Raw genomic sequence first — 11,693 nt, forward strand, 5'->3', positions numbered from 1 at the left:
AAGACCGGACAGCCGAACCCGGGCCGGCTGTCCTGAGTCGACTCAACCGCAGGGAGTCTGCATGGAAATCGAGCATCCGAAGCGGTTCGCGGTGTCCGCGCCGGAGCGGCCAGCGGTGATCATCGGCGACCGGGTGGTGTCGTACCGGGAGCTCGACGCGCGTTCGAACCAGCTTGCGCACGCCCTCAGATCGTTAGGCCTCGGTGTCGGCAGTCACCTCGCCGTGCTGATGGACAACCGGGCCGAGTACTTCGAGGTGATCTGGGCCGGGCTGCGTGCCGGCCTGTTCGTCACCCCGATCAACTGGCACCTGTCCGCCGCCGAGGCGGGGTACGTCGTCGAGAACTCCTGCGCCGCCGCGCTGGTGACCTCCGCGGCGTGCGCCGACGTGGTCGCCGGGATCGACGCGCCGGCGGTGAAGGTGCGCCTCGCCGTCGGCGGGGCGATCGACGGGTTCGACGGGTACGAGGACGTCATCGGTGCCCAGCCCACCTCGCCGATCGACGACGAGTGCGAGGGCACCTGGATGTTCTACTCGTCGGGGACCACCGGCCGGCCGAAGGGCATCAAGCCGGCGACCGTCGGTGCCCCACTGGGCGAGCCCAGCCGGTTCACCGCGATGATCCGTTTCCTGTACGGCGGCGACGAGTCGACCGTCTACCTGAGCCCGGCGCCGCTCTACCACGCCGCCCCACTGGGCTGGGCGACCGCGATCCATCGGATCGGYGGGACGGTCGTCTGCACCGATCGGTTCGACGCGCTGGATTTCCTCGGCCTCGTGGAGCGGCACCGGGCGACGTTGATCCAGGTGGTGCCGACACACCTGGTCCGGCTGTTGAAGCTGCCGCAGGCCGATCGGGCCCGGTTCGACCTGTCGAGCCTGAAGACCGTGGTGCACGCGGCGGCGCCCTGCCCGCCCGAGGTCAAGCGGGCCGTCCTGGACTGGCTCGGGCCGATCGTGCATGAGTACTACTCCGGCAGCGAGGGCGCCGGGTTCTGCACGATCGGGCCGCAGGAGTGGCTCGCCCACCCGGGGTCGGTCGGCAGGTCGATGCTCGGCGCGGTGCACATCGTCGACGAGACGGGCGCCGAGGTGCCGCCGCGCACCGAGGGCCGGGTGTACTTCGAGTCGCCCCAGCGGTTCGAGTACCAGGGGGACCCGGAGAAGACGGCCGACGCGTTCGACGAGCGTGGGTGGGCCACCTTCGGCGAGGTCGGCTGGGTCGACGAGGAGGGCTACCTCTACCTCACCGACCGGGTCTCGAACATGATCATCTCTGGCGGGGTGAACATCTACCCACGTGAGATCGAGGACGTGCTGATCCTGCATCCAGCCGTCGCCGACGTGGTCGTGATCGGCGTGCCCGACGCCGAGATGGGGGAGTCGGTGCGCGCCATCGTCGAGCCGGCGACGCCGCCCGCCGATCCGGCCGCTCTGGAAGCCGAGCTCATCGCCTTCACCCGGGGTCGCGCCGCCCACTACAAATGCCCCCGCTCGGTCGTGTTCCTGACCGAGCTGCCGCGGCTGCTGACCGGCAAGGTCGCGCGGCGCCTGCTCCCCCCGGAGGTGCTCGTGTGAGGGTGGCCCACGCCGCGCATCAGTGAACTCGTCCCGACGGCTGCGGGTGGCCGCCGGTCCCGGGTCAGGAGGTGGGGAGCCCGATGAGCTCGGCGCAGTTGGTGCGCATGATCAGCTGCACCTCGTCGGGGCTGAACGCGCTCAGCTCGTCGGTGAACGCCGCCGGGTCGGCCAGGCCTTCGCCGTGCGGCCAGTCCGAGCCGAACAGGACTCGGCCGACGCCGATCGTGTCCGCGAGCTTGCGCAGGTCCTCCTCGTAGTACGGCGTGACCCAGATGTGCTTGCGGATCGTGTCCAGCGGGTCCTCGGCGAACCTCGACGGGACCCGGTTCGCCAGCTTCCGCAGGCCCTTGACCAGGGGGTAGACCCAGTCGGAGCCGTTCTCGATGCTGGCCACCCTCAGCGTCGGGTGGCGGGTGAAGACGCCGTCGACGATCAGGCTCGCGACGGTGTCGTGGATGGCCCGGTCACCGACGAGCACGCTGCCGAGCATGTCGGGGGAGCGGAACGGGGCGAACTCCTCGGCGCCGCCCCAGGGCGCGCCCACCATCGCGTTGTATCCGCTGTCGCCGAGGTGGAACGCGACCGGCACGCCTGCCTCGGCGAGGCAGGCCCAGACCGGGTCGTGTGCACGGTTGCCCAGCGAGCGGCCCTTGCCGGTGCCGGTCGGGACGGGGGCCGGGCGGACGTGGACGACCCGCGCGCCGAGGCCCAGCACCCGGTCGATCTCGGCGAGCGCCGCCTCGGGGTCGGCCAGCGAAATCATCGGCGCGGAGATGATCCGCTCCTGGTAGAAGTAGCCCCAGTCGTCCTCGAGCCAGCGGTTGAAGGCGCCCAGGCTCGCCATCGTGGCCGGGACGTCGTACCGCAGCGCCTGCTCGACCCCGCAGCCCAGGGTCGGGAAGAGCAGCACCGCGTCGAGGCCCTGGGCGTCCATCGTCGTGAGGCGGGCGTCCCGGTCCCGGTACTCGGGCCGGATGGGCTCGACCCTGGTGAGGCTGCGCGGGTCGACCCCCTCCGGGATCTGGCCGCGGAACTGCAGGTCGAGGCAGCCGGGAACGATCACCGGGTCGAACGTCGGGTTCGGGATGAAGCCGTTGACCTTTCCACCGATGACCATCTCGGTGTGTCGGCCGTCCTGGAAGACACGCACCCCGCGATCGCGGAACTTCCGGTCGAGGTGGCGCGTGAACGCGTCGAGGGTCTCGTAGTAGTGGTTGTCGGCGTCGACCGGCCGCGGCGCCACCGGCTCCGGTCCCTGTTCAGCTGCCATGACTGCCTCCCGGCCAGATGAAAGATATATAGATGTTTCTACTCGGGTTGGTGTGGCGGCGCAAAGGTGGTCGCTCACGGGTTTCCGCTGGCCTGTGGTCCGCGGGGAACGTCCCGGAAGGCGCCGGTGTCGGCGCGCTGCTCGCGCGGCAGGCCGAGGAGCCGCTCGGCGATGACGTTGCGGGCCATCTCCGTGGTGCCCCCGCCGATGCAGGAGGCCTGCCTGGTCAGGTAGCCGAGTCCGACCTGGGCGGCGGTCTCCTCGCCCGGGGCCCAGACCACTCCCGCGCCGCCGTACAGTTCCGTCGCGATCGCCGCGCGGCGGGCGTTGCTCGTGCCGCCGAACAGCCGCGTCATCGCCGCCGCGTGGTGGGGGAGCACACCGCCGGCCATCTTGCGCGTGACGGACTCGACCAGGGCCCGCAGGACGAGGGAACTCGTCTGCGCCTCACCGAGGAGGGCCCGGGTGCTGCTGTCGTCGATCGTGCCGAGCCGGCGGGCGGCGTCGATCATCGCCGCGGGTTCGTACGGGCCGTCGTTCGGCCGGTTCCCGCCGCCGGTCACATAAGGGGAGCCGCCCGAGATCGTGCGCTCGTGGTACAGCCAGCGGCCCATGACGTTCCACCCGGCGTCGACGTCGCCGATCCGGTCGGCGTCGGGCACGACGACGTCGGTGAGGAACTCCTGGCAGAAGTCCTTCGAGCCGTTCACCAGCTCGATCTGGCTGATCTCCAGCCCCGGGGCTGACATCGGCAGGCTGAACACGGTCAGGCCCTGGTGCTTGGAGACGTCCCAGTTCGTGCGGGCCAGGCAGAGCGCCCAGTCGCCCCACCAGCCGGACGTCGTCCAGACCTTCGAGCCGTTGAGGATCCACCGGTCGCCGTCGCGGGTGGCGGTGGTCACCGCGCCGGCGGCGTCCGAGCCGCCGCCCGGCTCGGACAGGAGTTGGACCCAGATCTCCTCGCCGCGCAGCATCCGCGGGATGTGGCGCTGCTTCTGCTCCTCGGTGCCGAACTCCAGCAGCACGGCCATGCAGGGAATGAAGGTGGACGCCTGGATCTCGGCGGGATAGTCGTATCCCTTGATCTCCCGGTTGAACGCGGCCTGGTGCGCCGGGGTCAGCCCCTGCCCGCCGTACCGCGTCGGCACGCAGATGCCGGCGAACCCGCCGTCGAAGAGCCTGCGCTGCAGCTCGCGGCAGGTCGCCGCCCGCGCGAGCACCTCCTCGTCGCTGGGATGGGTGGCGGCGTAGAGGAAGAAGGTGTCCCGGTCGGGATTCGCGGGCGGCATGTTCTCGGCCAGCCAGGCGCGGGCGCGCGCCGCGAACTCGTCGACGTCGATCACGGTCTCGCTCACTTGCCACCATCCCGGGCGGTCTCGGTCAGGCCCACGAGCCGGTCGGCGAAGGCGGCCGGTGTGCCGAACAGTTGCGCGTCGACGATGGCGCGCCGAAGGTAGAGGTGCAGGTCGTGCTCGAAGGTGATCCCGATACCGCCGTGCAGCTGGACGCAGTCCTGGATGACCTCCGGACCGACCCGTCCGACGTGCGCCTTCGCCGCGCTGGCCCACGAGCGGGCGTCGGGCGCGCCCTCGCCGACGCGCCGCGCCGCCTTCTCGGTGACCGCGGCGCTCGCCTCGAGCTGGGTGCGCAGGTCGGCCATCCGATGCTTGATCTCCTGATACGACCCGAGCGGTCGCCCGAAGGAGTACCGGTCCTGCACCCACCGAAGGGTCATCGCGAAGGCGCGCTCCATCGCGCCGACGATCTCGCCGGCCTGCAGCACGGCGGTGAGATCGAGGAGCACCTCGTCGTGATCGTCGGCGGAGCCGGGTTCGCCGACCTGGGCGGTCGGTGGTACAGCGACCGCCTGTAACGTCACCGACCGGTAGCGCCGGGTGAGGTCGATGCCGCCCAGCGGGGAGGCATGCACGCCGGGGGCGTCGAACGGAACAAGGTAGTGCGACCGTGGGCCGTCCCCGTCCCCGTCCCCGTCAGCGGTGGTGGTGCCGCCTGAGGCGGCGACCAGCAGGTAGCCGTCCGGCGCGCCGCTCTCGACGCAGGGCACCGCTCCCTCCAGGACGAAACCGTCGCCGGACCGGGCCACGCGTATTCCGGTGCCGACGCGTGGACCCGTCCGCGGCGTGTACCCCCAGGCGGCGGTGGCGGCTCCGTCGAGCAGCTCCGCCAGCGGTCCGCCATGCCGATCCTTGGCGCCCCACCGGCCCAGCGCCGCGGTGACCACGTTGGTCTCGATCAGTGGCCCGGGCGCGACGTGCCGCCCGAACTGGAAGGCGACCGCGAGGAGATCGGTGAGGCCGTTGCCGCTGACCGAGCCGCCCCCGGAGCCCTCCGGGACCAGCAGCGCCGTCCAGCCGAGCTCGGCGCCCCGCTTCCACAGCACCGGATCGAAGGTCGAGTCCTGCCGGGACAGCTCACGGATGCGCGTGGGGGGGTAGGTGGCCTCGAGGTACTGCTCCGTGGTGGTCTCGAGTAAGTCCTGGTCCGCGGTCTGCGTGAACAACGGCCCTCCTGGGTGTCCTGTCCGTCCGCGCGGTTCGCCCGGGATGTCCTGAAGGTTGTCGCGGTCTTCCGAGCTGCTCCGACTCTGCTGCCCGGCGTTCGTCGCACAATATCTCTAGATGTATCAGTCGCGCGGATGAGTGGCTCTCCGCCTCGGCGACGTTCGCACCGTTCCGGGGCGTCAACCTCGTTGGGGGCGTCCATGGGTCAGGCGGGGCACGCACGTGGGGGCGGCCCGGAGTCCTGGACCGCGTCACAGGGCGGTGGCGGTCGCCCTGGGCGGCGGGCGCGGCCCCAGTCCGGTCAGGCCCGGCTGATCTGATCTATCTATATCCATTCCTGCTCGACGGCCACATTAGAACAGTGCTCACTAGCTAGGCATTGCGTTCATACGGTGCGATCGGCTACTGTCCCGCTGCAGGTCACCCTGGGGTCGTCCGACCGGTCGGGCAGGTGCGCACCGGCTCTTTCGGTAGTTCCGAGCCGGCGCGGGCGCGCCTCCGGAAGCGTCGACCCGGGTGGTGCAGGACAGTGCCCACACCACGACATCGCCATCGGCGGCCCCGACAGCGGGATCCCCGCGCCGGGCCGGCGCGCCCGGCGTCTGGGGAGCGAAATGTCTAGTCAGTCCGCTGTCGTCGACTCGGCCCCGCTGTTGGCGGCTCGCGACGTCACTCAGCGCTTCGGTGGGATCACGGCCGTCGACGGTGCCAGCATCACGGTCCGGGCAGGCACTGTTCACGGCCTGATCGGGCCGAACGGCGCGGGCAAGACCACGTTCTTCGACTGCATCGCCGGCATCCGGCGGCCCGTGAGCGGCACCATCCTGCTCGACGGGCACGACGTCACGAAGGAGAGCTCCGTGCGGCGGGCCCGGCGAGGGCTGCGACGCACTTTCCAACGCCAGCAGGTGTTCGGCTGGCTGTCGGTGGAGGACAACGTCCTCCTCGCGGTCGAGTGGCACGGCGGCGGCGGTGGCATGATCGGTGACCTGCTCGCGCTGCCTGCCCGGCGGCGCCGGGAACGCGAGCGGCGCGAGCGCGTCGAGGAGGTCCTGGAGCGCTGCGGACTGCTCGGCCTGCGCCGCGAGCTCGCCGGTGGGCTGTCGATTGGCGAGCTGCGCCGGGTGGAGCTTGCTCGGGCGATCGTCGACTCGCCTCGGTTGCTGCTGCTCGACGAGCCGACCTCCGGGCTGGAGGACCATGAGGTCGAGGAGCTCGGGGAGATTGTCGACCGGCTGACCGGGTCGGACGACTGCGGAGTTCTGCTGATCGAGCACCACATCCCGTTCGTGATGCGCCACAGCGTCGAGGTGAGCGTCCTCGAGCTGGGCCGGCTGATCGCGCACGGCACTCCGGAGGAGATCATGGCCAACGAGGCCGTCCGGGACGCCTACCTCAGCTGACGGCCGGCCCGTCAACCGGCCAGGCCCCGGGCCGCCACCGACCGGGGCCGGTGGCGGCCCACCTGGCCGCCGGCTACACGCCTTCGAGCGGCTCGTGCAGGTGCGACGAGAGATCCCCGACGAGGTCGGGAAGCATGTGCCGGTGGTGGAACCACCACCGGCCATCGATTTTGCGGAACTCGTCGTGATATCGGCCGGCGAGCACCGGGACCACGCCGGCCTCGGCCTCGTGCACGGCCATGAAACAGGCCTTTCCGGACGCCTCGTCACCGTCGATCCGGAACTGCAGGTTGCTGGTGAACAGCAGGGTGTCGGGAACCTTTTCGGGGAACACCACCGACCGCCGGTACATCTCGGTGACCGCGGCTGACCCCACATGTACATCGGGTATGTTCGACGAGGAGATCCGGCCATGCTCGAACAGCGCGCCGAGCTCCTCGATCTGGCCGAGATTGAGCAGCTCGGCGTAACGCGCCACAAGATTACTGAGTTCCCAGAAGTCGTCGCTCGACATCGTCCTCACACCGTCTGTGCGGGGCGCCACAGGGCATCTGGTGCGATGGCCCGATGGGCGCCATGGCTAATGGTGGAAACTGCTGGCGCCGGGATGTGCCGATGGATCGTCTACGAGGGCGACCCATCGGCGGGCGAGATGTTCGCCCGCCCCGCGCAGGAGACGGACTCGTTGGGAGGACCGGCCGCGTCGTGCCCGAAGTACGCCTGCTCGAGCACGGTTCGGTCGAGGTCGGCGGCGGGGCCGGACCAGGTCATCCGACCGGCGTGGATCAGTGAAACCTGGTCGGCGATGTCCACGATGCCGTGCGGGCTCTCGCCCACCAGCAGAATGGTGGTACCGCGCACCCGGAGGTCGTCGAACACAGCGAGGATCTGGTCCGAGATCCGGGGTGCCAGGCCGAGCATCGGTTCGTCGGCGATGAGCATCTCTGTCGGCTCGGCCAGCATCGGGGCCAGCGACAGCATCTGCTGCTCGCCCCCAGACAGGCTTCCCGCGTGCTGACGCCGCCGGGTACCGAGCACCGGGAAGCGTTCGTACACCGACGCGAGGTCGGTGCTCCGGCTCACCATGAGGCGCAGGTTGTCCTCGACGCTGAGCCCGGGAAACACCCCGCGGCCCTCGGGGACGAGGAACACTCCGGCCCGGGCCCGGCGCCAGCACGGCGCCGTCGTGATGTCACGGCCGTCGATGGCGATCGTGCCGGCGGTCGCCCGGACGAGTCCGACGAGGGTCTTGCAGGCGGTGGACTTGCCCGCGCCATTGGGGCCGAGGACGGCACCGATCCGGCCGCTGGGGAGGACCAGATCGACGCCGTGTAGGACGCCCGCCTCGCCGTATCCGGCATGCAGGCCGTCGACCGCCAGCTTGGGGTGCGTGGGCTCGGCTGGCTCGGTCGGCTCGGTCACAGGACCACTCCTCCGCTCGCTTCCAGGTTGCCGGCTCCGGACTCGCCGGCTCGTGCGTGTGCGCCGGGGCTGCCGGCGCCGCCGAGTCCGTCCGCCGCGGTGTCGGGGTCGCTCGTCTGGGCGGCGGCGCGACGGCGGCGCGCCCGGCGCTCGAAGTTCCGCCGCGCGATGTCGGCCAGCATGCCGTCAGGCTGCCGGGCGAGGGCGATCGCGCCGAGGCCGAACAGGATCGTCGGCACTTCGGACGCCTTCGAACCAGACCATTCCCACAGCCCGAACGGGAGCGAGAAGCCGCTGAGCACACCGGGCACGAGCCCGATGAACAGGCCGGCGAGAATCGCGCCGGATGGCCGGCGCAGGCCGAGCAGTGCGACTCCCGCCAGCCACAGCAGGCCTGACATCGCCGGTACGGAGTTGCTGGTGACGGAGATGTCGTTTGTGGCGAGCAGGACACCGCCGAGGCCGGCGACTCCGGCCGATAACGCGAAGACCTTCAGTTTCGTAATGGTGGGGGAGACTCCGATCGCGGCGGCCGCCGCGGACGCGTTGCGAACGGCGAGCATCTCCCGCCCCGTGTGGGAACGCTCCAGATTGCGGATCATCCAAACGACCAGGGCGATCAGGACGAGCACGAAACCGGCGAGGTTGCGGGTCTCGTTCAGATCCAGCGGACCGAGGACCGGCCGGGCCAAGCTCCAGCCGTACTCACCGTTGCGCAGCCAGTCCAGCTGGAACAGCACCTGGCCGCAGACGAACGCGAGTGCGAGCGTCACGAGCGCGAGCGCCACCCCGCCGAGCCGCAGCGACGGCAACGCGACCAGGACGCCGAGCACCATCGTGGCGAGGACGGCGGCCACACAGGCGACCCACCACGGGAAACCGTGCTGGGTGATCAGATAGCCGGCCAGCAGCTGTCCGCCGGCCACGAACGATGCCTGCGCCAGGCTCACCATGCCCCCGAGCCCGGTCACGATGGTGAATGACAGAAAGATCAGGCTGAAGATGAGGGCGCGTGTCGTGAGGGTGAGCCAGTAGTCGTCGAACCCGACGAAGAGGCCGTACAGCAGCAGCGCCACGCCGACCGCGCTGGGTAGGGCGCGCCGCCAGGGCGGCTGGTCGCGCCTGTAGTCGGGCGGTGCGGATTCCGCGGCGATGGACCCGGCGACACGCGCCCGGGAGCGGGCCATGACGATCAGGCCCACGATGAGCAGCAGGAACGGGAGGGCGCTGTTGAAACCCGGGATGTCCTTGGCGAAGCCCGCCCACGAGTAGGTGAGGTTGCTGGCCACGGCGACGAGGACCGCCCCGGCGAAGGCCAGCGGGACCGAGCGGAAGCCACCGACCACCGCGGCCGCGATCGCGACGAACACCGCGAGCGCGTATGCGTCCGGGTGCAGGACGCGCAGGATCGGCGAGCCGACCACGCCGGCGATTCCGGCGAGGACGGTCCCGAGCACCCAGGCCAGCTGAGAGGTGCGTGTCGGGTCAACGCCGCGCAGGGCCGCCAGGTCGTGACGGTCCGCCACCGCTCGCATGCGCAGCCCGGTGCGTGTCGAGCGCAGGAAAACGGAGAGCAGCACAACGCAGACCACCGTCGTTCCGAGCACGATGATCTGGTCGGAAGTGATCACGACGCCGCTGAACAGGTTGAACACCTTGCGGGGCTGCGGACCGACACCCGGGGCCAGCTCGACGTCGGTCCCGATGGGGATCGACCAGCCGAACTGGGTGATTCCGCGRCCGACGAGGAAGGTGAGCAGCGCCGGCAGCGCGAGCAGGACACCCACGGACGCCACCAGCTGCACCACCTCCGGCGCCCGCGCGAGCCGCCGGAAGATCGCGATGTCCAGCAGCAGGCCCAGCAGGGGGCAGAACACCAGGATGACGAAGGCCGCCGACGCCCACTGCGGCCAGTGCAGTCCGGTGTTGAGCTCGAAGAAGACATAGGCGGCGGAGAAGGCGATACCCGCGTAGCCGAGGTTGAAGATTCCCGTTGTGGTGTAGGTCAGGACGAGCCCGGCCGCGATCAGGGCGTAGATACTGCCGCTGACCGACCCGGTGATGATGTCGCGTACGAACTGGTCCATCGGTATGACTCCGCTGGCAGTAAGGACGAGGAAGGCGAGGAAGGCTGACAGGACGACGGCGGGTGGACGTCGAGATGACATCCACCCACCTCGGTCATAAACCAGCGGATCCAGCTGGTCTGTCAGCCGAACTCGACCTTCTTGCCAGTGCAGGAGTAAGGCGCCACGATCTTGTATATGCCCTTCTCGACGCGCAGTACGGTGTTGCACCCGACGCTGCCGTCGAACGCTTCCGGCCACGACACCGGGCTGGCGTCCTTCTCGGGCTCGTACTTGAAGCCCTTGCTGATCGTCGAAACCAGATCGCCGAAGTTCGGTGCGACCTTCTTCATCATCGCGATCATCATGTCGGCGGCCTGGTAACCGCTCAGTCCGCCGAAGGTGACCTCGTCCGCGGACTTCCCGATAGCCTTGTAGTCCTTGTCCAACTGCTGGACGAACGCGCTGTTGGACTCCAGGACCGGCGTGTTCGTGGACACGATCGCGCCCTCGAGCGCCGCCGCCACCGTCGGGACCTTCTGAAGCGTTCCGGGCAGGTAGAACGACGAGTTGACCAACGCCCCCGTATACCCGGCGGCCTTCATCGCCGACGAGAAACCGAGGACCTCGCTGCCGAGGAGAAGCCAGACGGCGTCCGGCTTCGAATCCATCACCGCGCTGACGAACGGCTGCAGGTCGCCGCCGCCGCCGGGCGGGACAGTCGCCTCGCTGTACACGACCTTGCCGTTGATGGTCTCGATCAGCTTGCGGTAGTTGTCGGCGAGCTTCTGGCCGTCGGGCTGGGCGAGTGAGACGACAGCCCACCGGATCTGGTCCGGCTTCTTGCCCAATGCCTTCGCGACGCCCTCCACCGGCGTGGTGGAGCCGTAGTCCGCGCTGATGTAGCAGCCGATGGTGCTGAAGCCGTACTGGTTCGGGGTACAGAACGCAGGAGTGAAGCCGCCCCCGAAGTAGGGCACCTTCTTGCCCACGGCGTAGTTCGCGACAGACTGCTGGAAACTGGTCGTGAGAACCGGTGCGACCGCGTACACGTCGTCCCGGTCGATGAGGCTCTGGGTGGTCGCCAGCGCCTTGTCGACGGCGCTCTGGCCCGGGTCGGTGGAGCCCAGGTAGTCGATCGTGTAGTCGCCCAGCTCCTTCGTCGAGTTGGCGCGCTCGATCCGTGCCTTGAACCCGTCGTCGGCGCCGCCGAAGGCGCGTTGCTCGACGAGTCCGCCGACCTTGATGGTCCTGCCCTCGATGCCGCGAGCACTCCAGGACCCCGACCCGCCTGAGCCGGATCCTCCACAGCCCGCCAGGACGGCGGCCGCGAGGCTTGTGGCGAGGCCTAAGCCCCAGAGCCGACTACGTCTGCGCATGCGATCTTCCCTCGGTGTTGATGACCATTAGTGGTGTGAGCACTGAACT

At 69.8% G+C, this 11,693-nt stretch carries 9 protein-coding genes; 2 read left to right on the forward strand and 7 right to left on the reverse strand.

Annotation, left to right across the window (positions count from 1 at the left end; genetic code table 11):
- Positions 1-61: 61 nt before the first annotated feature.
- Positions 62-1,579 (forward strand): acyl-CoA synthetase, encoded by a 1,518-nt coding sequence (locus tag CcI49_RS19545; protein ID WP_076828347.1) that lies wholly within the window; start codon positions 62-64, stop codon positions 1,577-1,579.
- 64 nt (positions 1,580-1,643) lie between these two features.
- Here CcI49_RS19545 and CcI49_RS19550 read toward each other — a convergent pair whose 3' ends face one another.
- The 3 genes from CcI49_RS19550 to CcI49_RS19560 form a co-directional block, all read right to left on the reverse strand.
- Positions 1,644-2,852: an amidohydrolase family protein gene (locus tag CcI49_RS19550; protein WP_076828350.1), complete on the reverse strand. Its 1,209-nt coding sequence runs from the start codon at positions 2,850-2,852 to the stop codon at positions 1,644-1,646.
- 74 nt (positions 2,853-2,926) lie between these two features.
- Complete coding sequence (locus CcI49_RS19555; protein WP_076828352.1) at positions 2,927-4,207, reverse strand: acyl-CoA dehydrogenase family protein; 1,281 nt, start codon at positions 4,205-4,207, stop codon at positions 2,927-2,929.
- Entirely contained in the window at positions 4,204-5,373 is a 1,170-nt protein-coding gene (locus CcI49_RS19560; protein WP_076828354.1) for an acyl-CoA dehydrogenase family protein, read from the reverse strand. The genes CcI49_RS19555 and CcI49_RS19560 overlap by 4 nt, the downstream gene beginning before the upstream one ends.
- A gap of 615 nt (positions 5,374-5,988) precedes the next feature.
- Between CcI49_RS19560 and CcI49_RS19565 the strand changes: the two genes are divergently transcribed.
- Positions 5,989-6,777 (forward strand): ATP-binding cassette domain-containing protein, encoded by a 789-nt coding sequence (locus tag CcI49_RS19565; protein ID WP_076828356.1) that lies wholly within the window; start codon positions 5,989-5,991, stop codon positions 6,775-6,777.
- Between the two features lie 73 nt (positions 6,778-6,850).
- Here CcI49_RS19565 and CcI49_RS19570 read toward each other — a convergent pair whose 3' ends face one another.
- From CcI49_RS19570 to CcI49_RS19585, 4 genes are all read right to left on the reverse strand, one after another.
- Entirely contained in the window at positions 6,851-7,291 is a 441-nt protein-coding gene (locus tag CcI49_RS19570) for a nuclear transport factor 2 family protein (RefSeq protein ID WP_076828358.1), read from the reverse strand.
- Positions 7,292-7,401: 110 nt separating this feature from the next.
- Positions 7,402-8,199 carry an ABC transporter ATP-binding protein gene (locus CcI49_RS19575; RefSeq protein WP_076828360.1) on the reverse strand — a complete coding sequence of 266 codons (798 nt, stop codon included), beginning with the start codon at positions 8,197-8,199 and terminating at the stop codon, positions 7,402-7,404.
- Entirely contained in the window at positions 8,196-10,367 is a 2,172-nt protein-coding gene (locus CcI49_RS19580) for an ABC transporter permease (protein ID WP_083749614.1), read from the reverse strand. Before CcI49_RS19580 ends, CcI49_RS19575 begins: the two co-directional genes overlap by 4 nt.
- Positions 10,368-10,408: 41 nt before the next feature.
- Positions 10,409-11,644, reverse strand: coding sequence for an ABC transporter substrate-binding protein (locus CcI49_RS19585; protein ID WP_076828364.1), 1,236 nt, complete (start codon positions 11,642-11,644; stop codon positions 10,409-10,411).
- Positions 11,645-11,693 lie beyond the last annotated feature (49 nt).

The organism is Frankia sp. CcI49 (assembly GCF_001983215.1).
GTDB classification, from domain to species: Bacteria; Actinomycetota; Actinomycetes; order Frankiales; family Frankiaceae; genus Parafrankia; species Parafrankia irregularis.